Consider the following 23241-nt stretch of genomic DNA (forward strand, 5'->3'; position numbering starts at 1 on the left):
ACGGCTCCAGGCGCGCGCCGAATTTGCTGCGGGGGCGGCGGACGCCCGAGCGGATCGTAGGTGAACGGACCGGTCGAGTACGGATCCGCGGGATTGCTCACGGGCCGCCTCCTTCACGGGATGCTGCCCCGAATGTAGTCCAAGGCAGCGGGTCGGGGTGGAACTTCCACCGCTGCACATAACGGTGTGATGTGCGTCGCATTCGCGGCGCTTCCGGGACGGGCCAGGGAACCCCGTCTGCCGCCATCATCGCAGCTAGACGGCGTGAGATCGGGCATTCGACGGCGGGTGGGCAATGCCAGCCTACGAATATCGATGTTGCAGTGCTACGTATTACTGTGTTTGTATACGTAGCAGTTGCTGAGGCACCATGCCGCGGCGGTATGCGTGAAGGAGAAGCGCCATGAGAATCTGCCCCACCCACGTGGTCCGCAGGGCGCTCGGCCTGCTGGGCGTCGCGGCGGCCGCCGCGGTGGTGCTGATCGTCAACGACGTCGCGTTGATGACCGCGCGGGCGGTGTGCACGGGTCTCGCCGCGACCAACACCACCAACTACGGCTTCTTCGTCCAGCTCGCCAGGCACGGTCGGTCCTGGAACTTCCGGGAGGGCCTGGGTCATCCCACGCTGGTCGCGGCCTGAGGCGGCCGCGCGAGAGCCCTTGTTTAGGGCGGACACTCGGGGGTAACCGGCCTTCGTGGGCTCGGTGGCCGGGGCTTGGCCCGAAACATGGCACAGCAGCAGGATGTTTCGCCTGCTGAGCCTTGGCGGCTACGTCGCGTTCGACGCCCCGAGGGCCGTGACCGCGCTGGGCGCGGGACTGCTCGTGGCGCTCGCCGCCACGCACGCCTATCTGCTCACCAGCCTGCAGGCGCCGCCCGCCTTCTTCGTCGCCTACGCCGTCGCCGCGATCGCCGGATGCCTGGCCGCCGCGGCGGCGCTCGGGTACGGCCGCAATCGGCTTGCGCCGCAAGCGGGTTGGCTGCTGGGCAGCCTTCTTTCGATGCTGTTCCTCGCGCTCGACCTCGGCACCCGGGTGGCGAGCGTGCCGGGCCTGACGACGGCGACCGGGCGGTGGGACTTCGCCCCGGCCACCTTCGCCCTCGCCTTCGCGGGCGCGTTCCTCGCGCTGCACGCGTCGGTGTTGCTCGGCATCAACGTCGCCCACCCGCGACGGCAGCACTGGAACGACTGAACGGGCGCAAGTGAAATGAACCAGGCGGCAACGGTACTCGACTATCCCGCGTGGCTGCGCATCGACCATTGGCTCAACGTCTTGTTCCTGACGTTGCTGCTGCGCAGCGGCATCGAGATCCTTTCCACCCACCCGAAGCTGTACTGGCGCGACGACAGCAAGCCGGGCACGGAGTGGGCGCGCTTCACCACCAAGACGATGCCGACCGACCGGCTGTGGGACACCCTGGACGAGGAAGAGGACTACAGCTCGCTGGTCGCGCTGCCCGGCCACAAGAAGCTCGGCATGGGCCGGCACTGGCATTTCATCTCGGTGCTGGGCTGGATTCTGGTCGGGCTGTCCTACTACGTGCTGCTCTTCGCCACCGGTCAGTGGCACCGCTATTGGCCCTACTCGTGGTCGATCTTCCCCCGGGCGCTGGACGACATCATCACCTACATGACGTTCAACCTGCCCCCGCTGCTGCCGGGCGAACCGTTGGACGCGATCCAGAAGCTCACCTACGCCGGTGTGATCTTCGTGCTCGCACCGTTCCAGATCCTGACCGGCGCCGCGCAGTCGCCGGCGATCGAGGCGCGGTTCGGATGGTTCGTCAGGATGTGGGGCGGCCGGCAGAGTGCGCGCAGCCTGCACTTCCTCGGGTTGGTCGCGTTTCTGGCGTTCATCGTCGTCCACCTCGCGATGGTGTTCTTCTGGGGCTGGGGACAACTCAACGCGTCGATGATCTTCGGCGCGGTCCGCAACATCAATTGGGCGACCGCGTGCTCGTTCGCGATCATCGGCGCGATCGTGGCCGTCCACATCGCGGCGACGGTGTGGAGCCTGCGCCGGCCGGTGCAGGTGCGGCGCGTGCTCGGCGCGGTCATCACCCGCGCCCGGTTGATCCTGCTGCGGCCGCTGAACTCCCGGCAGCATTACCCGGAGCGCAAACTGTCGGAGGAGCACCGCGTCAACGGCAAGCCGCCGTGCTCGGCGGAGTACAAGGTGATGGCGGTGCACAACTTCGCCGACTGGCGGCTGCAGGTCGGCGGCCTGGTCGAACGGCCGGTGACGCTGGACCTCGCGGCGTTGCGCGCGCTGGGGGACCCGCACCGGCAACGGGTGCTGCACAACTGCGTGCAGGGCTGGTCGAGCGTCGGGGAATGGACGGGGCTGCCCCTGGCCGAGTTGGCCGAGCTGGTGCGGCCGCTTCCCCAGGCGCGCTACGTGTGCTTCCTGACCATGCAGGACACCGGGCGCGACGAACCCAGCGCGGAGGGGGAGGGGCAGTTCTACGAGGTGATGGACCTCGAGCTCGCGTACAAGCCGCAAACCATCCTCGCCTACGAGATGAACGGAAAACCGTTGCCCATCAAGCACGGTGCGCCGCTGCGGCTCCGGGTCGAGACCCAGGTCGGCTTCAAGATGGCCAAGTGGATCAGCCAGATCGAGTTCGTCGACGACCACGCCGGCATCGGCTACGGCCTGGGCGGCTGGCGCGAGGACAACGTGCACTACGACAAGGACGTGGAGATCTGACATGGCCGACTCGTTCGGGGTGCGTCCCGAGCTGATCCACCTGGACCCGGTCGCGCGCGGGCGCGTGCGAGAGCAGATCGCCGCCAAGGGCGGCCACTGCGAATGCTGCGGCGCAACGGAATTCGGTGTCGGGGACGCCCTGTACCTCGGATTCCTCTTCCTGGACGAGGAGCCCGACGCCTACATGATCGCACTGACGTGCCACCACCCGGGCTGCGCCAAGCCGCGCACCGGGATCACTCTGCGCGAGAACGAGTTCCTCGACGAAAGCGCTTCGCCCGAGCCGGCCGGCCGGTCGTGAAGACCGGGTGCGCGAGCCGGAAGCGATCGATCAGCGGTGCCAGCGCGCGCAACTCGTCGCAGAGTTCTCCGAACCTGCGTTCGTCGGCGTCATCGAGGCGGCCCAGCGCGCTGTAGTGGACCAGGCGCCGCAGCCGCCCCGCGAGAATGGTGCCCCACCGGATGCTGAAGTCGTAGCGCCGACCCTCGCTGATCGGATCTCGATCATCCTCCCGCGCAAGCTCTTTGAGCGCCTCGACCTGAGCGGTGATGAGTTCGATGTCGTCGTCGGCGTCCACCGCCGCGCGGGTGTCCTCGTCCGTTGCGCTCATGACTGTCTCCTCTCACAGGTGCGGCTTGGCGACGCCGACGACGTAGGGCACGCCGGCGAGGGTGAGATACACGCGGTGCGGGCCGACGGCCATCCCCGACACCGGTGCCGACTGCGCCGGCCCGGACAGGCGCCCGCGGTAGTCGACGTCCGTGATCACCGGGATCCGTTGTCCGGGAAAGCCGGTGAAGCTGTCCGTCTCGAGGACCACCAGCTCGTGGTCGGTGGCCGCATAGATCCGGGTGTCGTCGGTGCCCAGCGCGCGGATCGGCGAGGGAAGCCAGGCGCTGGCCAGCGTCTCGATCCCGTCGCCGCCGCGGCGGGACTCCACGGCGGTCAGCACGTTGCTGTCGCGGCCGGCGACATAACTGCGGCTCACCGCGGTCCCGTCGCCCGCCGAAACCGCGACGTCGATCCCGAGTTCGCCCCGCTCCTCGGGGGGAGACGACGAGCCCTGGTAATGGCGGATTCCCGTCGGTGCGTAGAGGTGGTAGTCGATTTCGCGGCCGCGGTTGGCGCCGCGGACCGTGGCCGCCGGGTCACCGGTGACCCGGGCAATCGGCAGGGCGCGCAACCCGTACTCGTCCACCGGCGTCACCGACGTTCCGTCGGCCGACAGGGCGAGCAGCACACGCAGGCCCGCGTCCTGGGACAGGTACGCCGGTGCCGGCCCGGCATCGAATTCGCTGACCTGGCGCAGCGTTTCGAGGCTCAGGCCCGCGACCTTGCCGCGCTCGGGCTGGGGCACGAACACGACGCGGTCGTCCTTCTGGCTGATCTGCAGGTTGCGGCCCACCGACAGGGGCGCGGAGAGCCGGGTGGTGGCGGCGTCGGGGCGGTCCCCGGCGCTGACCTCGGCCACGCGGTGGTCGTCGGTGAGGGCGACGAGCGCGTGCTGGCGGTACGACCACACCGGCTGGCGCATCGGCTTGTCGACCGGCCACACGACCACCTGCGGCGCGGCTTCGAACGAACTTCCCGGCGCCGCGCACGCCGCCGCCGCGCCCGCGACGACGGCCGCGCAGAGCGGAGTCAGGCGCCGCGCCCGCCGCGGTCTGCCGCCTTGTCCGGGGCCAGGTTTGGCGATAGTGACCAGGGGTAGCCGAACGGGGAGCGCGTGAAGGGCCCGGCGCGCCGCCACCACGCTAATCGGGAGGAACAACATGGCCGACACCTCCATCATGTCGCCCACCGACGTGGTCGACTTCCTTTGCAGGCAGCACGAGCAGATCAAGTCGGAGTTCGAGCGAACGCTCGCGGCGACGGGCGAGGAGCGCGAAGCCGCCTTCGTCGACCTGCGGCGGCTGCTCGCCGTGCACGAAACCGTCGAGGAGCAGATCGTCCATCCGCGAACCAAGCGAAAGGTGGCCGACGGCGTCACCATCGTCAGCGCGCGGCTGCAGGAGGAGAACGAGGCGAAGAAGATGCTCTGCGAGCTCGAGAAGATGGACGTCAGCGGCGACGGATTCACCCGGAAGCTCACCGAGCTGCGCGACGCGGTCCTCGAGCACGCCGGACACGAGGAGGCCGAGGAGTTCGCCAAGCTGGGCGAGGAGCTGAGCAACGACGAGCTCGAAAGGATGGGCCGCGCAGCCAAACTCGCCCAGGCGATCGCGCCCACCCGGCCCCATCCGGGCGTCGAGTCCCGGATGGCGAACGTGGCCGCGGGCCCGTTCGCGGCGATGCTCGATCGCGCCCGCGACGCAATCACCGGCAAGGGCTGAGCCGTGAGGGCGGGGTAACCGATGCCGGCAGCCAGAACCGCGGGCGCGGCCGAATACCTGCCGGACGACCGGAGTTTGGAGTCCCTGCGCTCGGCTTCCGGCAGTTGCCGAGGCTGCGGGCTGTTTGAGGACGCGACCCAGACCGTCTTCGGTCACGGCGCCACCGGTGCCCCGCTGATGCTGGTGGGGGAGCAACCCGGAGACCAGGAGGACCGGACGGGCCTGCCGTTCGTCGGTCCGGCGGGCCGCCTGCTCGCCCGTGCCCTCGAGGACGCCGGCATCGATCCGGCGGCGACGTACCAGACCAACGCCGTGAAGCACTTCAAGTTCACGCGCAAGGGCGGCAAACGGCGGATACATCAGAAGCCCGGCCGCACCGAGGTGGTGGCCTGCCGGCCGTGGCTGCTCGCCGAGATCGAGGCGGTGCGGCCGCGTGTGATCGTCTGCCTCGGTGCCACCGCGGCGCAATGCTTGCTGGGAGCCGACTTTCGGGTGTCCGCCCACCGCGGCGAGGGGCTGCGCCTGCCGGCGTCTGCCGCCGACGCGCGGCTCGACCCCGAGCCGCTTGTCGTGGCCACGGTGCACCCGTCGGCGGTGCTGCGCGACCGCAGCGACCGCCACGACGAGGCATACAAGTCCTTCGTCGAGGACCTGCGCGGCGCCAGCGCCCATCTTTGACCAAGCCTTGGTTGGTGATTCGCCGCGCGCCGAGCGTGTGCCCACTGCGAAATACCTGCCGAAAACTCGCAGTGAGTGCACGCTCGGCGGCACGGCTGGTGGTCCGTCAACTCTTCCTGTGCGGCAGGAACTCCTGCGCCTTGGTCTTGAGCCCGACCTTGACGAAGCCGACGCTGTCCTCGTCGCCCGAGAGCACGGCCGTGGTGGCCGCCTTGAACTGATCCCACGTGGCGTGCGGGGGAATCGGGGGCATGTCGGGGTCGGTGTAGATGTCGAGCACCGTGGGGCGGTCGGCCGACAGCGCGCTGCGCCACGCGTCCCCCAACTCGTCGGGGTCCTTGATGGCCATCGCGTTCAGCCCCAGGCTAGCCGCGAAACCCGCGAAGTCCACGTCCGGAAGAGTTTGCGACTCAGCGAATTTCGGCGACCCGGCCATCGCGCGCATCTCCCACGTGACCTGGTTGAGGTCGTTGTTGTGCAGGATCGCCACGATCAGTCGGGGGTCGCCCCACTTCCGCCAGTAATGCTTGATCGTGATCAGCTCGGCCATGCCGTTCATCTGCATCGCGCCGTCGCCGACGAAGGCGATGACGGGCCGCCGCGGGTTGCCGAACTTGGCGCCGATCGCGTACGGCACGCCCGGCCCCATCGTGGCGAGGTTGCCGGACAGTGAACCCCGCATGTTGCCGCGGAACTTCAGTTGGCGCGCATACCAGTTGGCCGACGACCCGGAGTCGGCGGTGACGATGGCATCGTCGGGCAGCATGGGGGAGAGCTCGAAGAACGGGCGCATCGGGTTGACCGGGTCGGCGCTCACCTTCGCCTCCATGTCCATGGTCTTCCACCAGCGCGCCACGTTGGACTCGATCGTCTCGCGCCACTTGCGGTCCTCCTTGCGGCGCAGCAGCGGAATCAGCGCGCGCAGCGCCGCCTTCGCGTCGGACACGAGATTGACCTCATACGGGTACCGCATGCCGATGAAGCGGCCGTCGATGTCGATCTGGACCGCGCGGCACTGCTCGAACCCGGGCAGGAACTGCGTGTAGGGGAAGCTCGATCCCACCGTGAGCAGCGTGTCGCAGTCCCGCATCAGCTCGTAGCTGGGCCGGGTCCCGAGCAGGCCGATCGACCCGGTGACCCAAGGCAATTCGTCGCTCAGCACGTCCTTGCCCAGCAGCGCCTTGGCCGCCCCGGCGCCGAGCAGGTCCGCGACCTCGATCAGCTCGTCGCGCGCGCCGGCGGCACCCTGCCCGACGAGCATGGCGACCTTGCCGCCCTCGTTGAGCACCTGCGCGGCGTGCTGCACAGCAGCGTCGTCGGGGGCGACCGCCGGCCATTCGATGCCCAGGCTCGAGGGCACCATCTTGAAGGCGTGGGTGGGCGGCGAGTACTCCAGCTCCTGGACGTCGGACGGAATGATGATCGCCGTCGGCGCGCGCTGGGCGAGGGCCACCCGGATGGCGCGATCCAGCACGTTCGGCAATTGCTCTGGGACCGTGACCATTTGAATGTAGTCGCTGGCGACGTCCTTGAACAGCGTCAGCAGGTCGACCTCCTGCTGGTAGGACCCGCCCATGGCGCTGCGGTTCGTCTGCCCGACGATCGCCACCACCGGCACGTGGTCCAGCTTCGCGTCGTAGAGCCCGTTGAGCAGGTGGATGGCGCCGGGGCCCGAGGTCGCCATGCACACGCCGACGCGGTTCGTGAACTTCGCGTAACCCACCGCCTCGAACGCGCTCATCTCCTCGTGGCGCGACTGGATGAACATCGGCTTGTTGTCCGCGCGGCCGAAGGCGGCGAGGATCCCGTTGATGCCGTCGCCGGGGAACGCGAAGACGTGCTCGACGCCCCATGCCCGCAACCGCTCGAGCAGGAAGTCGGAGACCTCTTGTTTGGACATTGGATTTGCCTCCTACGACAGTCCGCGTGATGATCTCGCGTCGGCTGCGATCGGTTCTGGCGCCGCAACGACGGGAGCCGGGATGATGGGTCGCGGGCGCCGGTGTTTTTTCACCGCGGGCGACGGGTGGCTGTGCGCCGCACTGCCACGCCCCTTCGTCGTACCCCGCAATCGCCGAAGCTAAGCGCACCGGCCGCGAATTTTCAGGACTTTGTCAGGTGCACCGGCGGCCGCGCTAGAATCCCTGCGGCACACCGTTGCCGAGATACGCCAGCCCCGCCGCCCGGACCGCCGCGGGATCGAGCAGGTTGCGGGTGTCCAGCACCGCGGCCAGCGGCGCGTCGCGGGCGATGGCGCGCCAGTCGAGGTCGCGGAACTGGGGCCACTCGGTGAGCACCACGATCGCCTCGGCCGCCTTGGCGGCGCGGTACGGGTCGTCGGCCGCGGTCACCCGGCTCGCCTGCAGGACGGCGGGGTCGATGTGGGGCAGCTGCGGGTCGTAACCCATGACGTGGGCGCCGGCCGCGGCGAGCTCTCGGCAGGCGGCCAGGGCGGGCGAATCGCGGGTGTCGCTGGTGGCGGCCTTGAACGTCAGTCCCAGCGCGGTGACCCGGCAGCCGGCCAACGGCCGGCCCAGGGTTCGGCGCAGCGCGGCGCCGATCCGGCGCGCCTGGGCGGTGTTGGTGCGCCGGGCGGCGTCGACCTCGGCGAAATCGACCCCGTGCCGCCGCGCGGTGTGGATCAGGGCCGCGGTGTCCTTGGGCAGGCACGACCCGCCCCACCCGGGCCCCGGCCGCAGGAACTCCGGCCCGATCCGCCGGTCGGCACCCATGCACCCGGTGACGTCGTCGATATCGGCGCCCACCCGGGTGCACAGCGTCGCCAGCGAATTCGCGTACGAGAGCTTGACGGCCAGGAACGCGTTGCTGGCGTACTTGGCGAGCTCGGCGCTCTCCGGGCTCATCCGCTGCACGCGTTCGGCGCCGAGGCCGTACGCCCGCTGCACCAGGTGGGCGGCCGACTCGTCCGCGGTGCCGATGACCAGGCGGTCCGGGTGCCGGAAGTCGTGAACGGCGCGTCCCTCGCGCAGGAACTCCGGGGCGGACACCGCGCGAATGCCCTTGTGCCGCAGCCTGTCCGCCATGGCCGACGTGGTGCCCACGGGAATCGTCGACTTGAGCGCGACGACGGCGCCGGCGCGCAGGACGCCGCCCAGGCGGTCGACCACCGCGCCCACCGCGCTGAGGTCGGCCCGGCCGTCGTCGGCGCTGGGGGTGGGGACGCAGACGAAGACGACGTCCCGGTCGGCCAGCGCGGCGAAGTCGGCGCTGAACGTGAGCAGGCCGCGGGCCAGGCCGTCGCGCAGCAGCGCCGGCAACTGCGGCTCGTCGATCACCGGGATTCCCGCCGCCAGCGTGCGCACCCGCTCGGGATCGATGTCGACGGCGATCGTGTCGATCCCGTGTGCGGCCGTGCAGACGGCGGTGGTGAGACCGACGTAGCTGGCGCCCACCACCCCGACGCGCGGTGTGCCGGTCATGCCGTCTCCCTGAGAATCGTGCGCGTGGCGGCCAGCACGCTGGCGACCGTGATCAGCAGCAGCCCCTCGTGGGGGGTGTCAGCGTGCGGGTCGCCGACCCCGCCGGCCCACAGCGCGGCGTGGGGCGCGGGGCCGCGCGGCCCCCACCGGGCGGGGGCGGTGGGTCCGAACAACACCACCGACGCGGTGTTGGTGGCCGCGGCCAGGTGGCCGATGCCCGTGTCGCCGCAGATCACCAGCCGGCTGCCGGCGACCAGCGCGGCCAGGGCCGGCAGATCGAGCAGTCCGGCGACGACGGCGGTGCGCGGCAATCGGGCGGCGCGGGCGATCTCGTGCGCCAGGTCGAATTCGCCGGACGACCCGGTGATCACGATGTCGTGGCCCTCGTCGCGCAGCGCCGCGGCCACCGCGGCGAACCGCTCGGGGGGCCACTGGCGCGCGTGGGACGACGCGCCCGGATGGATCACGACGGCGTCGATGCACTCGGGGACGACGGTCGACCGCGGCAGCGTGACATCTTCGAGGTCGCAACGGATTCCGGCCCATTCCAAAAGGGCGCACCACCGGTGCATCTCGTGGATCTCGGGCTGCCACGGCGGGCCCAGCAGGGCGGGATGGCCGGAGTGGCAGTGGGTGAGCACCGTCTGCGGCCCCCACGCCAGCAGGTGGTCGATGCTCTGGGGGCCGCAGCCGTGCAGGTTCACCGCGAGCGCCGGCGGTCCGGCGAGCGGCCGGACGTCGCCGAGGCACGACGTGGGCAGCACGTCGTCGATTGCGCCGGTCATCATCGCCAGCTCCCGGTAGCGGTCAGGGGCGGCGAGGGTGACGCGCGCGGCGGGGTAGTGCCGGCGCAGCCCCCGCAGGGCGGGCACCGCCGTCAGCAGATCGCCCAGGCCCAGGGCGCGCAGCACCACGATGGTGTCGTCCGGCCCGGCGTCGAGCGCCTCCCCGACCGCTAAGGTGCCTCCTAAGGCCATGACGCCTCCGTCGAGGCGCAGACCACGAGTTCGCGCACCTCGCAGCCGGCCGGCTGGGACAGCGCGAAGAGCACGGTCTCGGCGACGTCCTCGGGCCGGTTGAGCTTGGCGTCGGCCGGCGGCTTGTACTGCTCGGTGCGGCCGTCGAAGAAGGGGGTGTGCATGCCGCCGGGGATCAGCAGCGTCACGCCCACCTCGCCGGCGAGCTCGGCCGCCAGCGCGCGGGTGAAGCCGACGACCCCGAATTTCGAGGCGCAGTACGCGGTGGCGTCCCCGACGGCCTTGATGCCCAACGTGGACGCGCACGTGACGATGCGTCCGCCGGTGGCCCTCAGGTACGGCAGCGCGGCGCGGACGACGGCGGCGGTGCCCACCAGGTTGACCGCGATGACCTGCTCCCACTCCTTGGCCGGCACCTGCTCGAGGGTGCCGCACGAGTCGATGCCCGCCGCCGTGAACACGCCGGTGATGCGGCCGTCGACCTCGCCGGCCAGCGCCTCGACGGCGGCCGCGACCGCGCTGGTGTCGGCGAGATCGCAAGCGGCGTAGGGGATACCGTCCCCCGGGGGATTCTTGTCGATCACCAGCGGGACGGCGCCCCGCCGGGCGACCGCGGCCACCGTGGCCGCGCCCAGCCCCGAGGAACCGCCGGTGATCAGCACGCCGTCGCGTCGTTCTGCCGTCATGTCAAGCCCTTTCGGTAAACGTGCGGCCGGACGAGGCCGCGGCGATCAAACGGGAAGAGGAGTAGCCGGCCACCGTCGGCAGAATCACGACCTCGCCGCCGTGGCGGTGGACGACGGCGGCCTCCGGCAAGTCGTGTGCGGTGTAGTCGCCGCCCTTGACCCAGACATCGGGCCGCAGCGCGTCGAGCGCGTGTTCGGGCGTCGGCCCGTCGAAGACCGCGACCGCGTCCACGCACGCGAGCGCGGCCAGGACGCGGGCGCGATCGACGTCGCGCATGACGGGTCGACCGTCGCCCTTGAGCGCGCGCACCGACTCATCGGAGTTGACCAGGACGATCAACGCGTCGCCGAGCTCGCGCGCCTGCCGCAGCAGCCGGATGTGACCGGTGTGCAGCAGGTCGAAGCAACCCCCGGTGGCGACCACGGTCCGCCCGGCGCGCCGCAGCCGCTCGGCCAGGGCGAGCGCGTCGACCGCCGCGGTGTCGTCGAGTTGGCCGCCGGAAGGCAGCACGCCCGCGCCGTCGCCCGGGACGGGCGTCGAGACGGAGGCGGCGCCGCCGGTGGCGACGAAGCGGGACGCGTCGGCGACGGCGGCCTCTACGGCGGCGACCGGGTCGGCCCCGGCGCCGAGGGCCACCGCCGCGGAGACGGCGAACCGGTCGCCGGCGCCGCAGACGTCGGCCGCGGCGGCGGCCGTGCGCTCCGGGATCCCGACGTGGCGCGGCTCGGCGTTCGCGGTGTACACCCGGGCCCCGCGCGCGCCGCGGGTGATGCAGACCGCGCGCGGCTCCCACCTGTTCAGCAAAACCGGGCCCGCATCGCCCGGCGTACCCGCGCAGAAGTGCTGGGCCTCTTCGTGATTCGGCGTCACGAGCGCGCATCCCGGCACGGGCGGCGCACCGCGCGGGTGGGGGTCCCACACCACCGGGATCCGCGGCGCCAGCTCGGTGAGCGCCGCGCGCAGGCCGGGCAGCGCGGTCACCCCGGCGCCGTAATCGGCGACGCAGATCGCGCGCGCGTCGGCCAGCGCCTCGGTGGGCCCCGCGGCGAGCGGGCGCTCGACCGGGGCGGCGTCGCCCCGGTCGACCCGCAGCATCGACTGGCCGCGGGCCCGGATCCTGGTCTTGGTGACGGTCGTCCCGCTCATCGGCAGGGCGATCACCGTCACCCCGGCCGCGGTCAGCAGGTCGTGCAGCCGGCGGCCGCCGTCGTCGTCCGCGATGCCGGTGATCAGCACCACCGCCGGCTCGGTGCGGGCGGCGAGCAGGGCCGCGAGCCCCGCCCCGCCCGGGCGCTGCACCGTCCGCTCGGCGTCCACCACCGGCACCGGCGCCTCGGGGCTCAGCCGGCTGGCCGAACCCAGCACGTCGACGTCGAGGATCGAATCACCCACGATCACAAGTGGTTTCATGAGGCGTCCCGCAGCAGTATCTCGTCGTCGAGCGCCAGGCACAGCCCGTGGACCAGCATCAGGTGGATCTCCTGCACGGTGGCCGTGGCGGCGGCGTCGACGCAGATGGCGTCGTCGCACGCGTCGGCCAGCTCGTTGGGTCCGCGGCCGGTCAGGGCCCAGGTCACCATGCCCGCATCGCGGGCGGCCTTCGCGGCCGCCAGCACGTTGCGGCTCCCGCCGCTGGTGGACAGCGCCATCAGCACGTCACCGGGCCGGCCGTGCGCCCGCACTCCCCGCGCGAACATCTCGTCGGCGCCGTAGTCGTTGGCGATCGCGGTGAGCGCCGACGTCTCGGCGTGTAAGGCGATGGCGGACAACGGGATTCGTTCGTGGCGGAAGCGTCCGACCAGCTCGCTGGTGAGGTGCTGCGCCTCGGCGGCGCTGCCCCCGTTGCCGCATGCCAGCAGCCGGCCGCCGCCGGTCAGCACTCGCGCGAGGTGGCGGCCCCACCCGCGCAGGCGGTCGGCCTCACCGGCGGTGCGCGCCACGGCCTGGCTCAGCGCGCCGAAGTGCGCCTCGATCATGGCTCTCCCCCTTCCCGCCGCACGGCGGCGAGCAGCTGCTCGTCGCTGATGCCGTCGAGGCAGGGGTGGCCCGGCACCGGACACACCCGGGCGCGGCTGGCCCGGCACGGCGCGAACTGGTCGCCCAGCACGGTCACCCGCCTGCCGTACGGGCTCCACTGGGTCGCCGGCACCACGGGGGCGAACAGCGACACGACCGGGGTTCCGACGGCGGCGGCGAGGTGGGCGGGGCCGGTGTTGGGCACGACGACGACGCGCGCCGCGGCGAACACCGCCGCCAGCTCCGCCAGGCTCGTCCGCCCGCCCAGGTCGACGGCCCGGTCGCCCGCCACGGTCTTTGTCAACGCGGCCTCGCTCGGGTCGCCCGTGACCAGCACCCGGTAGCCGGCCGCGGTCAGGGCCGCCACCATGGCAGCGCTGCGGTGGTCGCTCGGCCGCCGGGCCGGGACCGCGGCGCCCGGATGGAAGACGACGAACTCATCACCCGCCACCGTGGCCGCCAGCCCGGGCGGCAGCGGGTCGACGGCGCGGATCCGCAGCGCCCCGTCGTCGCCGGCGGGCAGCGGGCAACCGGCCGCGTCGGCCAGGGACAGCGCCCGCTCCGGCTCGGGGATGCCGGGGGGCACGTGGTGTCGGAGATCCAGCAGGGTGCCCGGGTAGTCGGTGCAGATGGCGCCGACCCACGGCACCCCCGCCATCCGCGCCAGCAGCGCCAGCGGCAGCGGCGACTGGTGGAACGACGTGAAGATGTAGACCCGTTCCGGCGCGATGTCGCGCAGGTGCTTGAGGAGGGCGTCGGCGTGGGCGGCGGTGAGTTCCGGGGAGTCGAAATCGACCCAGGGGGCCTGCCATTCGACGATCTCGTCGACGCCGACGAGCAGCTCGGCCGCGTCGCGTCCGCGCGGCCCGGCCAGCATCACGACCCGGTCGTGGTGGGCGGCGACCGCCCGCACCGCGGGGCCGGTGATCAGCACGTCCCCCGCGCTGTCCAGGCGGGCCACCAGTGCGGTGGTCGATGCGGTCGTCACCGGCACTCCCGCAGCACCAGCGTCACCGCGTCGTCGAGGGTTCCGGCCACCCGCGCGTGGGCCCGCGCGTGGTCCACCTCGTCGGGCAGCGTGCGCCCGGTGGGCACCAGCACGGCCTGCGCGTCCGCGGCCAGCGCCGCCCGGACGTCGCCGCCGGTGTCGCCGATCATCACGCAGCGTTGCGGGGGCACGGCGAGCGCCTCGGCGGCCGCCAGCACCATCCCGGGCCGCGGTTTGCGGCCGCCGCAGCCGTCCGCCTCGCCGTGCACGCACACCTGCCAGGAGTCGAACGGCCCCAGCACCTCGTCGACGCGCGCGTTGACCGCGGTGAGCTGCTCGGGGCTGATCAGCCCGCGGGCCACGCCGGATTGGTTGGTGACGACGGCGAGCAGCAGCCCGCGGCGGCGCAGGCGCGCCAGCGCCCTGCACGCGTCGTGCGTGGGCCGCACGCCGTCGGGATCGTTGAGGTAGGGCCGGTCGACGATGAGGGTGTCGTCGCGGTCGAGCAGCACCGCGAGCGGCGGGTCGCGCCGCGCCCGGCGGAAGGTCCACTCGCCCGCCAGGCGGTGTGCCACCGCCGCCGGGGGGATCGCGGCGCTGGTCACCGAAAGGCGAAGCGCCTCAACCAGAGTGCGCGGCCCGGCGAGCCAGCGGCGGGCGGTGAACTCGGCGGTCAGCAACAGCCACAGCGCTGCCGCCGCGCGGGCCGGCGCGGGCCGGCGCAGCGCGGCCGCGGCGATGGCGCCGGCGCCGGCCAGGGTGGTGGCCGCGTGCGCCGGCATCCTGCCGGGCCCCTCGCCGACCAGCGCCCGCCACGACCGGCCGTACTTGCGGCGCAGCAACGCGTTGTCGCGGTTGCCGACCTGCGCGCGGACGCTCGACCACCAAGTGGCCGCCGCGACGGGGTGGGTGCTGCGGCGGTTCCCGCGCTCGATCGCCCCGCCGGCCGACACGATCCGCACCGCGAGGTCGGAATCCTCCCGGTAGGCGCGCGGGAATCGCTCGTCGAAGCCCCCGACCGCGACCAGCGTGTCGCGCCGGTACGCCATGTCGGCGGTGATCCAGCGGGCCTCGGCCAGCCGCAGCGTCCGGCGCTCGTCGTCGGTGGGCCGGCGCGCGCCCTCCGCCGGCACCTCGACGACGGCCTGCGAACCCACCGCGCCCACCGCGTCGGCGGCCTTCAGGTCGGTGGCCACATCGGCCTTCCACTGCGGCCCGGGCACCACGTCGTCGTCGAGGAAGCACACCCAGCGGGCGGTGGTGGCCCGCCAGCCGACGTTGCGGGCGGCGGCGGGCCCGCGCCCGCCGCTGCGCAGCACGCGCACCCCCTCGGCGTCCTGGTCCATGGGCAGGGCGGTGCCGGCGTTCGGCCGGTCGTCGACCACCACCACCGCGGCCGGCGTCGGGCCGGAGCCGCACTCGAGCGCGGTGAGCAAGCGCCGCAACGATTCCCGGCCCACGGTGGGCACCACGATCGCGTAGTCGGGTGTCACGGGCGCCGCCTCACCAGGTAGGAGCCGAGCGCCAGCACGTCGATGGGGGAGCCCCCGAAGACCTCCAGGGCGTCGCGCGGACTGTCCACCATCGGCCGCCCGGCGGTGTTGAAGCTGGTGTTGACGACCACCGGCACCCCGGTCCGCTCGGCGAACCTGCTGATCGTCGCGTGCAGGCGCGGGTCGGCGGCGCGGTCGACGGTCTGAATCCGCGCGGTGCCGTCGACGTGGGTGACGGCGGGGATGCGGTCGCGCCACTCGGGGGCCACGTCGTGGACGAACAGCATGTACGGGCTGGGCAGCGGTCCGCGGGCGAAGATCTCGGCGGCCCGCTCGGCCAGCACCATCGGGGCGACGGGCCGGAACTGTTCGCGGCCCTTGACGGCGTTGAGTCGCTCGAGGTTGGCAGCGTGGCGCGGATCGGCGAGCAGCGAGCGGCCGCCGAGGGCGCGTGGCCCGAACTCGGCGCGGCCCTGGAACCAGCCGATCAGCTGGTTGTCGGCCAGCGCGTCGCCCACCGCGCGCGAAAGATCCTGCGGGCGTTCGTAACCCACGGCGGCCTCGTCGAGCACCGCCCCGATCTGGTCGTCGGACCAGCCGCGCCCCAGCCGGGCCGACGGCATCGGGGCGATGGGCTCGCCGAGCGAGGCGGCCAGGCTCAGCGCGGCGCCCAGCGCCGTGCCGGAATCCCCGGCCGCCGGCTGCACCCACACCCGGTCGAAGCCCGACTCCGCGTGAATCCGCGTGTTGGCAACGCAATTCAGCGCCACGCCGCCGGCCAGGCACAGCGCGTCGCCGTCGGTGCGCTCGCGCAGCCAGCCGACGAGGTCGAGCAGCACGTCCTCGACCACCCGCTGCACGGTGCACGCGAGATCGGCGTGCACGGGGTCGAGCTCGCCCGCGTGCGGCCGGCGGGCCGGGGCCAGCTCGTCCCACTCGATCGGGTCGGTGCGGAAACCGCCGTCGCCGCAGGCGTACACGCGCTCTCGCAGGCGCTCGGCGAACCGGGGCTGCCCGTAGGACGCCATCGCCATGACCTTGTACTCGTCGCTCGATCGCGCGAAACCCAAATGCTCGGTGAGGCTTTCGTAGAGCAGCCCCAGCGAGTGCGGCAGCGGCTGCGACGCCAGGATGTCGAGTTTGTGGTCCCGGTAGACACCGGCCAGCATCGACGTGCGCTCGCCGCGGCCGTCGACCACGAGCACCGCGGTGTCGGGATGCGGGGAGGCGAGCGCGGTCGATGCGGCGTGGGCGACGTGGTGGCGGACGTGGTGGAACACGCCGGGATTCAGGCCGGGCACCGCCGAGGCCAGGAAGCGCGGCGCGCGCTCGGCATACAGCGTGCGCAGGTACTCCCAGTCGCGGTCGAGGCCCGCGGGGTCGAGCGGCTCCTCGTACATCAGGGCGGGGTCGTAGGAGTAGCCGATGGCGTCGACCTCACCCGGGGCCACACCGGCGTGCTCGAGGCACCAGCGGATCGCGGCCACGGGCATCTCCCAGGTCGAGAACGGCACGGCCTGCTTGCCGTGCTTGCGCCGCGAGAACCGTTCCTCCTCGGCGGCCGCGACGACCTCCCCGTCGACGACCAATGCCGCCGCCGAGTCGTGGAAAACCGCGTTGACTCCAAGAATTCGCACCGCGCCCCCTACTGCGCCAATCGCTCTGCAGCGGCGGTGATCTCCGGACCCGGGCCGCCGACCGTCGCGCGGAACCACTCCACCGTCCTCTTCAATCCCGTGCGGTAGTCGACCAGCGGCTCCCAGCCCAGCCGTTGCGCGGCCAGCGAGATGTCGGGGCAGCGGCGCTGCGGGTCGTCGACGGCCGCCGGAATCAGCTCGATGGTCGAGTTGCTGCCGGCGAGGTCCCGGATCAGCTCGGCGGCCGCCCGCACGGTCAGCTCGACCGGGTTGCCGATGTTGACCGGTCCGCTGAAGTCGCTGCACGCCAACGCCATAAGCCCCGCGACCGTGTCGTCGACGTAACACAGCGAGCGCGTCTGCAGACCGGTGCCCGCCACCGTCAGCGGCTCGCCGCGCAGCGCCTGGCGGCAGAACGTCGGGACCATGCGGCCGTCGTCGGAGCGCATGCCCGGGCCGTAGGTGTTGAAGATGCGCGCGACGCCCAGGTCGGCCCGGCCGAGGCGGTGGCAGGCGAACGCCAGGGCTTCGGCGTACCGCTTGGCCTCGTCGTACACGGCGCGCGGCCCGATGGGATTAACGTTTCCCCAATATGTTTCGCGCTGCGGGTGCTCCTCGGGGTCGCCGTAGACCTCGCTGGTGGACGCCAGGACGAACCTCGCGCCGGCGCGCTCGGCGATGTGCAGCGCCGTCTCGGTGCCGGCCGAGCCCGTGCGCAGCGTCGCGAGCGGCATCCGGTGGTAGTCGATCGGCGAGGCCGGCGACGCCAGGTGGAACACCGCGTCGAAGGAGGTGCCGACCATGTCGGCCACTGACGGATCGCAGATATCGTGTTGCAGCAGGCGGTATCCGGGGCGGCGCGTCAAGCGGTCGGCCGTGCCGGGGGCGCTGGTCGACAGGTCGTCGACGCTGACCACCTCGACCCCGGCGTCGAGCAGTCGCTCGCACAGGTGCGCCCCGACGAAGCCGGCGCCGCCGGTGACCAGAACGCGGGACAGTGAGCGCACCGGCGTCTGATACCCGCTGCCCTCGGGGCGAAACGTTTCACCCGCCGCACGCGGGGTAGTAGCCCCGGTCATGCCGACCGAGTCCAAGACGTCCTTCGTCATCGCGACCCGCGACCGCTCGGAGGAGCTGTGCTCCGTGCTGTGGCGACTGATCGAGTCGACCCCGTGCCCGATCGTCTTGGTGGACAACGACTCCCGTGACGACTCGGTGCGGGCGGCGACCGCCATCGCCGCCGCGTCCGGCGGCCGGGTGGAGGTCGTCGCGCTGGACCGCAACGAGGGCGCGGTGGCCCGCAACGTCGGCGTGGCGCGTTGCGGCACAGCGTATGTTGCGTTCTGCGACGACGATTCGTGGTGGGACCCGGGCGCAATCTCGCTGGCCGAAGACTTCTTCGAAAGGTATCCCAGCGTGGCGCTGCTCGCCGCCCGCACCGTGATGCTGCCGCAGCGCCGCGAGGACCCGTTCGCCACGGAACTGGCCGACAGCCCGCTCGGGCACAATCCCGCCCTGCCCGGCCCGTCGATCCTGGGCTTCCAGTCCTGCTCGGCGATCGTGCGCAAGTCGGCGTTCGAATCGGTCGGCGGGTTCAGCCCGATCCTGCACTTCCGCGGCGAAGAGGGCCTGCTGGCCTGGGATCTGGCCGCCGACGGGTGGGACCTGTGCTTCTGCGGGGCGCTGGTCGCATACCACCAGCCGTCGGTCACGCGATCCCCGAGCAGCGTGCAGCGGGCGCGGGTGCTGCGCAACGAACTGCTCAGCGCGTGCCTGCGGCGGCCCGTGGACCGCTGCGGCCGGGCTGCCGCCGCGCTGGCGTGGGCCGCCGCGCGCGATGCCGCCCACGCGAAGGCGTTGCTCGAGGCGGTGGCGGCGCTGCCCGCGGCGGTGCGCGCCCGTCGCCGGCTGCCCGCATCCGTGGAACGCTCGCTGCGCCTGCTGGAAAGCCCCCATCGGGGAAACGTCTGAGCCACAACGTCACCCGGAGCGTTTGCTTGGTGTGCTCATCTCGCGACGCAGCGGCGCCACCCTCTCGTAGGCGCGTTCGGTGTCGGCGGCCACGCGGTCCCAGGTGTAGCGGCCGTGGGCGCGTTCCCGGCCCGCCCGGCCCATCGCCTCGCGCCGCCGGCGGTCGCCGAGCAGCGGCGCGAGGGCGTCGGCCAGGGCGGCCGCGTCGCGCGGCGGCACCAGGCGACCCGTCACGTCGTCGACGACGGTGTCGCGGATGCCGCCGACCGCCGTCGCCACGACGGGGACCCCGCAGGCCATCGCCTCGAGCGGCACGATGCCGAAGGGCTCGTACCACGGGGTGCACGCGACCACGTCGGCCGACCGCAGCACCGCCGGCATCTCGGCGCGCGTGATCCCGCCGAGCAGCCGCACGCGATCCGACACGCCGAGCTCGGCGGCTAGCGCGTGCAGGTGCTGCGCCTCCCCGTCGCGGGCCAGGGCCGCGCGGCGCGGGCCGCCGACGATCAACAGCTCGGCTTCGGGGACGCGGGGCAGGGCGCGGATGAGCGTCTCGAATCCCTTGCGCGGCACCAGGCGTCCGACCGACACGATGCGCGTCCGCTCACCGCGGGGCGCCACCGGGCCGTCGGGGGTGAACGCGTCGGTGTCCACGCCGCACGGCACCACCGACGTCCGGGAGCGGGCGCGGCCCATCCGGACCAGCTCGAAGACCTCGTCCGTGCTGGTGGCCGTGACCCAATCGGCCTCGCGGGCGATCGTGGCCTCGAGCCCGATGCGCGAGTCCGGGCTGGTGTCGTCGAGGCCCTGGTGCGTCCGCTTCACGACGCCGAGCGCGTGGAAGGTCTGCACGGTCGGGATCCGGTGTGACCGGGCGGCGCGCCCGGTCGCCAGGCCCGACATCCAGAAGTGCGCGTGCGCCACGTCGGGCGGCTCGGCGACCCAGTGCGCGTCGAGGACGCGGCCGAAGGCGTACATGTACTGCAGCAGTGCGTCTTTGGGCAGCACGCGCGCGGGCCCGGCGGGCACGTGCACGACGGAGTAGCCGTGCTCGGTGTCGACGCAGACGGGCAACCGCGGGTCGTCGCGCCGGGTGTACACGACCACGTCGTGGCCGCGTCGCGCCAGGGCGGAGGACAACTCGGCAACGTGGACGTTCTGGCCGCCCGCGTCCACCCCGCCCAGGTGCGCCAGCGGGCTGGCGTGTTCGGAGATCATCGCGATCCTCATGCGGGCCCCTTCCCGATCATCTGCGTCATGTGCTTCATCGGCATAGCTCCTCGAACACCCGGTCCCAATCGGCGAGGAGGCGCCCGAGTCCGAAACGCGCGGTGGCGAATTCGCGCGCGGCCTTGCCGGCGGCCGCGGCGGTCGCCCCGTCGTTCAGGTAGTCGCGCAGGGCGCGCCCCAGCGTGTCGGGGTCGACGCTGACCACGCCCGCCTCGGCGGGGACGACGAACGGCGCCATCGTCGTGCCGACGGCGACCACCGGCATCCCCAGGAACATCGCCTCGATCAGCGACAGACCGAGCGACGTCCAGCGCGCGGTGTGCAGGTACACGCGCCGGCGGGCGATCTGCTCCCACAGCGCGGGTGCCGCGACGTCACCCCGGCCGGTCACCCCGCCCCCGTCGTAACCCAGCGACTCCGTGCCGATGCCCCACACGTCGATGCCGCAGTAGGCCGACAGCGGTTCGAGCAGGTCGGCGCCCACGACGCGCCCGCGTCGCGCCGGTTCGTTGATCATCGTGGCCGCCCGGGGGATGTCCCCGCCGTACAGCGGGCCGGGGTCGGCGACGCCGTGGTCGATCACCCGCGTCGGCGCGCGCCCGTTGTCCCACATCAACCGGTTGAAGTCGGTGACGTGCACCAGGGGGATGTCGGCGCGGTCGGCGAGCGGATGCCGGCTGCCGGCCGGGCTCGGGCGGGGGGCGTTGTGCTCGACGTACACCGCCGGCACGTCGGCGCCGGCGCGCCGGCCCGACCAGCGGGCGAAGAGCGCGGCCTCGTGGGGGCGCTGCAGCACCACCAGGTCGATGTCCTCGTGCCGCAACGCCTCCAGCGGTACCTCACGCGCGCCGGGCCACGACCGCCCGGCCAGGCCGATGCCGTCCTCCCCGCCACCGCGTGCGAGCGGGATCAGGTAGGAGTGCGATCCGGCGACGAACGCCTGCGTCCACGAGCCGTGGACATGCCACACCAGAACGTTCCTGGGGGTGCCTCGATCGACCATGGCGGGCGAAATACCCTATGGGTCATTACATAAACGGGGCACTTCGCCGAATGTCGGCGCACGCCCAATTCGCACCGGTTTGCCGCACGAGCGGATCGCGTTGTGCGGCAACGGCATCAGCCCAGTATGGCCGCGCGCTTGGCGGGAGCCCACCGGCGCGATGCTGTCCGCGTCGCGAAGTGTCAAGGACGTGGGACGAACGCCGGAGCCCGATGCGCGCCCGCGCCAGCAGGTGTTATGTCAGCGCCGCGGACGCCGTTGGCCGTCAGGCACTTCGCCGCGGGGACAGTGGGTTTGGGTGCGCGTGCGCCGACGCTTCCGCGATCGCATGCTGTTTGCCACGCTCGGGCCGACCTGCCGCCTGGAGGCGGTCGGTGAGTTTGCTGATCGACTCAGGCGGTCTTCGCCAGAGCGGAGGACCCGGAGGCGCTGTGCCCCTTGGCCACTCGCCGGATGAGCACCCGGGTGGCCTTCTCCATGATTTCCTGGGCGACGTCGGCCTGCCGGGTGCGTTCGGCGCGCCGGGCGGCCGCGGCGATGGTCAGCCCCTGCTCGTAGCCGGTGACGACGCGCGGGTCCACGTACGAGCCGCGGGCCACCGCCGGCGTGTTGCCCAGTTCCGCGGCGACCTCCTTCATCACCGCCGACGTCACCCGTTTGGCGACCCGCTGCGAGACGGCGGGGTCGGCGTCGGCGAACGCCGTGGCGGCGAGCACCGTGCCGTGCCAGGTCCGCAGGTCCTTGACGGTGAACTCGTCGCCGACCAGTTCCTTGAACCGGGCGTTGAGGTCGTCGGAGCGTAGGTCGACCCAGCCCGATGAGGTGCGGCAGACCAGCAGCCGTTCGGTCCGGTTGGGGCGGCGCATCAGCGCGCGCACTGCACGGACCACCTCGTCGTCCTCGATCTCCACGCAGCGGCGTACCCCGTGCTTGGCCGGGAAGTCGAACCCGACCGCGTGCTGCTTGACCGTCACGTGCTCGCACAGCAGCGTGGCCATGCCGTATGACTCGTGTTCCTCGGCATACTGCTCGCCGCCGGCGCGGAAGTAACCGCGGTCGAGCAGCCGCAGCGCCACCGCGAGCACCCGGTTGCGGGTCAGGCCCTGGCGTGCCAGGTCTTTGGTGATCGCGGCGCGCCATGCCGGCAACCGCGTCGACAGTTCCAGCACGCGGTCGAACTTCTCCTCGGCGCGCTCCTGCTGCCACGCGGTGTGGTACAGGTACTGGCGGCGACCGGCCGCGTCGACGCCCACCGATTGGATGTGACCATTTGGGTACGGCGAAATCCACACGTTCTTCCAGGCCGGCGGGATCACCAGGTCCTTGATGCGCTGCAGGGTGTCGGGGTCGGACACCGGGCTGCCGTCGGGTGCGTAGTAGGCAAACCCCTTTCCCCGACGCTTGCGCGCGATCCCCGGCTTGTCGAGATCGCTGCGACGCAGCCGCATCCGGTGCTCCTCTGTTGGCGAATCGTCTGGACTGATTCAGCAATTACCCGCCGCCCGAGCCGTTTACACGCGCGCCGACGCAAAACGACCCGCCACAGCTTTGTGGCGGGTCGTCTGCGGCTTCGGCCTAGCCGGCCATGAACTCCTGGTAGGCCGACTCCAGGTACGACGGCAGCGCCTTGACGTTGCACTGCCGTTCGGTGTCGCCGATCGGCGACAGGATGCCGCGCAGGTCGTAGTACTCCTGCGGGTGGGCGGTGAAGTAGCCGCGCAGGTTCGACTCGGCCTGCGGACGCGGCTGCCCGTAGGCCGCCGTCACCACCTGGTTGGCGTCCGGGTGTGCGTCGAGGTACTGCTGCGCCGCCCCCTGCACGGAGGAGACGGTGGCGTTCACACCGGCCGGGCTGCAGTCGGGCGCGGCAAGCGCCGACGGCGCACCGACGAGGCCCAAGGTCATTCCCCCGAGCAGACAGCCGGCACCGATGCCGGCCACCCGGCGACGCGCGACATTGCTGCTGATTTTCATGATCAGTGTTTCCTTTGGAATTGATCCGAATTCGTACTTCAGAGGCTCCCGATCCTCGAAATCCAAAGTAGCGGAAGCGCCGAAGTGGCGGCCGTTCGCTGA

The 23241-nt window shown here is 72.2% G+C and carries 23 protein-coding genes; 7 read left to right on the plus strand and 16 right to left on the minus strand.

Annotated elements, in window-relative coordinates; all coding sequences use genetic code 11:
• Positions 1-403 precede the first annotated feature (403 nt).
• The 4 genes from GPY60_RS15585 (at position 404) to GPY60_RS15600 (ending at position 3012) form a co-directional block, all read left to right on the plus strand.
• Entirely contained in the window at positions 404-640 is a 237-nt protein-coding gene (locus tag GPY60_RS15585) for a hypothetical protein (protein WP_156688580.1), read from the plus strand.
• A gap of 103 nt (positions 641-743) precedes the next feature.
• Complete coding sequence (locus GPY60_RS15590; protein WP_156688581.1) at positions 744-1193, plus strand: oxidoreductase; 450 nt, start codon at positions 744-746, stop codon at positions 1191-1193.
• 15 nt (positions 1194-1208) lie between these two features.
• Positions 1209-2711, plus strand: a complete 1503-nt coding sequence (locus tag GPY60_RS15595; protein ID WP_156688582.1) for a molybdopterin-dependent oxidoreductase — start codon at positions 1209-1211, stop codon at positions 2709-2711.
• A gap of 1 nt (position 2712) precedes the next feature.
• Entirely contained in the window at positions 2713-3012 is a 300-nt protein-coding gene (locus GPY60_RS15600; RefSeq protein WP_156688583.1) for a hypothetical protein, read from the plus strand.
• Here the strand turns inward: GPY60_RS15600 and GPY60_RS15605 are convergent.
• Together GPY60_RS15605 and GPY60_RS15610 are read right to left on the minus strand one after the other, a co-directional pair.
• Positions 2948-3322 (minus strand): hypothetical protein, encoded by a 375-nt coding sequence (locus GPY60_RS15605; RefSeq protein WP_156688584.1) that lies wholly within the window; start codon positions 3320-3322, stop codon positions 2948-2950. The genes GPY60_RS15600 and GPY60_RS15605 overlap by 65 nt on opposite strands.
• A gap of 12 nt (positions 3323-3334) precedes the next feature.
• Positions 3335-4273 carry a hypothetical protein gene (locus GPY60_RS15610; protein WP_370462732.1) on the minus strand — a complete coding sequence of 313 codons (939 nt, stop codon included), beginning with the start codon at positions 4271-4273 and terminating at the stop codon, positions 3335-3337.
• A 211-nt stretch (positions 4274-4484) separates the two neighbouring features.
• Here GPY60_RS15610 and GPY60_RS15615 point away from each other — a divergent pair, with 211 nt between their 5' ends.
• Positions 4485-5045, plus strand: a complete 561-nt coding sequence (locus tag GPY60_RS15615; protein ID WP_156688585.1) for a hemerythrin domain-containing protein — start codon at positions 4485-4487, stop codon at positions 5043-5045.
• Positions 5046-5066: 21 nt separating this feature from the next.
• Positions 5067-5723, plus strand: a complete 657-nt coding sequence (locus GPY60_RS15620; protein ID WP_156688586.1) for a UdgX family uracil-DNA binding protein — start codon at positions 5067-5069, stop codon at positions 5721-5723.
• 106 nt (positions 5724-5829) lie between these two features.
• Here GPY60_RS15620 and GPY60_RS15625 read toward each other — a convergent pair whose 3' ends face one another.
• From GPY60_RS15625 to GPY60_RS15670, 10 genes are all read right to left on the minus strand, one after another.
• A complete protein-coding gene (locus tag GPY60_RS15625) occupies positions 5830-7623 on the minus strand; it encodes a thiamine pyrophosphate-requiring protein (protein ID WP_156688587.1) in 1794 nt (597 codons plus the stop codon).
• Positions 7624-7858: 235 nt separating this feature from the next.
• The gene (locus GPY60_RS15630) at positions 7859-9163 is read right to left on the minus strand and encodes a UDP-glucose dehydrogenase family protein (RefSeq protein ID WP_156688588.1); all 1305 of its coding nucleotides are present in this window, start codon (positions 9161-9163) and stop codon (positions 7859-7861) included.
• A complete protein-coding gene (locus tag GPY60_RS15635) occupies positions 9160-10140 on the minus strand; it encodes a glycosyltransferase family 9 protein (RefSeq protein WP_156688589.1) in 981 nt (326 codons plus the stop codon). Before GPY60_RS15635 ends, GPY60_RS15630 begins: the two co-directional genes overlap by 4 nt.
• Positions 10131-10826: an SDR family oxidoreductase gene (locus tag GPY60_RS15640; protein WP_156688590.1), complete on the minus strand. Its 696-nt coding sequence runs from the start codon at positions 10824-10826 to the stop codon at positions 10131-10133. Before GPY60_RS15640 ends, GPY60_RS15635 begins: the two co-directional genes overlap by 10 nt.
• A 1-nt stretch (position 10827) precedes the next feature.
• Positions 10828-12237 (minus strand): PfkB family carbohydrate kinase, encoded by a 1410-nt coding sequence (locus GPY60_RS15645; protein ID WP_156688591.1) that lies wholly within the window; start codon positions 12235-12237, stop codon positions 10828-10830.
• A complete protein-coding gene (locus GPY60_RS15650; protein WP_156688592.1) occupies positions 12234-12803 on the minus strand; it encodes a D-sedoheptulose-7-phosphate isomerase in 570 nt (189 codons plus the stop codon). The genes GPY60_RS15645 and GPY60_RS15650 overlap by 4 nt, the downstream gene beginning before the upstream one ends.
• Entirely contained in the window at positions 12800-13837 is a 1038-nt protein-coding gene (locus tag GPY60_RS15655; RefSeq protein ID WP_231639678.1) for a glycosyltransferase family 9 protein, read from the minus strand. Before GPY60_RS15655 ends, GPY60_RS15650 begins: the two co-directional genes overlap by 4 nt.
• On the minus strand, positions 13828-15324 hold the full coding sequence (locus GPY60_RS15660) for an HAD-IIIA family hydrolase (protein ID WP_156688593.1): 1497 nt from the start codon (positions 15322-15324) through the stop codon (positions 13828-13830). The genes GPY60_RS15655 and GPY60_RS15660 overlap by 10 nt, the downstream gene beginning before the upstream one ends.
• Positions 15321-16961, minus strand: a complete 1641-nt coding sequence (locus GPY60_RS15665; protein WP_156688594.1) for a carbamoyltransferase family protein — start codon at positions 16959-16961, stop codon at positions 15321-15323. Before GPY60_RS15665 ends, GPY60_RS15660 begins: the two co-directional genes overlap by 4 nt.
• An 8-nt stretch (positions 16962-16969) precedes the next feature.
• On the minus strand, positions 16970-18040 hold the full coding sequence (locus tag GPY60_RS15670) for an NAD-dependent epimerase/dehydratase family protein (protein WP_156688595.1): 1071 nt from the start codon (positions 18038-18040) through the stop codon (positions 16970-16972).
• On the opposite strand from GPY60_RS15670, the gene GPY60_RS15675 reads away from it, so the two are divergent.
• Positions 18039-18932 (plus strand): glycosyltransferase family 2 protein, encoded by an 894-nt coding sequence (locus GPY60_RS15675; protein ID WP_156688596.1) that lies wholly within the window; start codon positions 18039-18041, stop codon positions 18930-18932. The two genes, GPY60_RS15670 and GPY60_RS15675, sit on opposite strands and share 2 nt — an antisense overlap.
• 9 nt (positions 18933-18941) lie before the next feature.
• Here the strand turns inward: GPY60_RS15675 and GPY60_RS15680 are convergent, their stop codons facing one another.
• The 4 genes from GPY60_RS15680 to GPY60_RS15695 form a co-directional block, all read right to left on the minus strand.
• Positions 18942-20162: a glycosyltransferase gene (locus tag GPY60_RS15680; RefSeq protein WP_156688597.1), complete on the minus strand. Its 1221-nt coding sequence runs from the start codon at positions 20160-20162 to the stop codon at positions 18942-18944.
• 34 nt (positions 20163-20196) lie between these two features.
• Positions 20197-21165: a glycosyltransferase gene (locus GPY60_RS15685; RefSeq protein WP_156688598.1), complete on the minus strand. Its 969-nt coding sequence runs from the start codon at positions 21163-21165 to the stop codon at positions 20197-20199.
• Positions 21166-21557: 392 nt separating this feature from the next.
• Complete coding sequence (locus tag GPY60_RS15690) at positions 21558-22613, minus strand: DNA topoisomerase IB (protein WP_156688599.1); 1056 nt, start codon at positions 22611-22613, stop codon at positions 21558-21560.
• Positions 22614-22740: 127 nt separating this feature from the next.
• The gene (locus GPY60_RS15695) at positions 22741-23139 is read right to left on the minus strand and encodes a heme-binding protein (protein ID WP_156688600.1); all 399 of its coding nucleotides are present in this window, start codon (positions 23137-23139) and stop codon (positions 22741-22743) included.
• Positions 23140-23241 lie beyond the last annotated feature (102 nt).

Origin of the sequence: Mycobacterium sp. Marseille-P9652, from assembly GCF_902652685.1 — a bacterium.
Lineage (GTDB): Bacteria > Actinomycetota > Actinomycetes > Mycobacteriales > Mycobacteriaceae > Mycobacterium.